The 1,328-nt window shown below is 51.7% G+C and carries 1 rRNA gene; it reads right to left on the bottom strand.

The features are described from left to right. Window positions 1–1,162 (bottom strand): 23S ribosomal RNA (locus THS27_RS26210); the annotation flags it as partial. Window positions 1,163–1,328: the final 166 nt, after the last annotated feature.

Below are 1,328 nucleotides of genomic sequence, written 5' to 3'. Positions count from 1 at the left end.
GAACAAATCCGCAGTTTCGGTGTGTGGCTTGAGCCCCGGTACATCTTCGGCGCGGGACAGCTTATTTAGACCAGTGAGCTGTTACGCTTTCTTTAAACGATGGCTGCTTCTAAGCCAACGTCCTGGTTGTCTTGGCCGTCCTACATCCTTTCCCACTTAGCCACAACTTTGGGACCTTAACTGGCGGTCTGGGCTGTTTCCCTCTCGACCACGGACCTTAGCACCCGTAGTCTGTCTGCCAGATAGTACTCTTCGGTATTCGGAGTTTGATTAGGTTTGGTAAGCCGGTAAGGCCCCCTAGCCCATTCAGTGCTCTACCCCCGAAGGTATTCGTCTGACGCTCTACCTAAATAGATTTCGCGGAGAACCAGCTATCTCCAGGTTTGATTGGCCTTTCACCCCTAACCACAAGTCATCCCCGTCTTTTTCAACAGACGTGGGTTCGGTCCTCCAGTGACTGTTACATCACCTTCAACCTGCTCATGGCTAGATCACCTGGTTTCGGGTCTAATCCCACAAACTCAATCGCCCTATTCAGACTCGCTTTCGCTGCGCCTACACCTAACGGCTTAAGCTCGCTTGTAAGACTAACTCGCTGACCCATTATGCAAGAGGTACGCTGTCACCCCATATAGAGGCTCCAACTGCTTGTAGGCATCCGGTTTCAGGAACTATTTCACTCCCCTTATCGGGGTGCTTTTCACCTTTCCCTCACGGTACTGGTACACTATCGGTCGTCAAGGAGTACTTAGGCTTGGAGGGTGGTCCCCCCATGTTCAGACAGGATTTCACGTGTCCCGCCCTACTCGAGGACCTATGATCTTTCTACCCGTACGGGGCTATCACCCACTATGGCCGACCTTTCCAGATCGTTCCGGTTCTTAATCATAGGCCACTGGCCTGGTCCGCGTTCGCTCGCCGCTACTTACGGAGTCTCGGTTGATGTCCTTTCCTCCGGGTACTGAGATGTTTCAGTTCTCCGGGTTCGCCTCATACCGCTATGTATTCACGATATGATCACCCTATTGGGTGGGGTTTCCCCATTCAGAAATCTACGGGTCAAAGCCTGCTCTCGGCTCACCGTAGCTTATCGCAGAGTGCCACGTCTTTCATCGCCTCTTGACGCCAAGGCATCCACCAGATGCCCTTATTATGCTTGAGAGATCCCTCAGCTAACTGTTCTGCGTCTTGCGCAGGGGTAAAACCCAAACGCACGCATTTACAGCCAGTTCGCGATCACGTTCTTTCTGTCGTTGCGAAAAAATCACAACGGAAAGATCCGTTCTCTTTATTCCCTATTCACAATGTCAAATATCAGTCTCTCCAGC

It is taken from the genome of Thalassospira sp. MCCC 1A01428 (assembly GCF_002115825.1).
Taxonomy (GTDB): domain Bacteria; phylum Pseudomonadota; class Alphaproteobacteria; order Rhodospirillales; family Thalassospiraceae; genus Thalassospira.
Note: the sequence above shows the minus strand (reverse complement) of the source record. Positions and strands in the feature narration are given on the sequence as shown.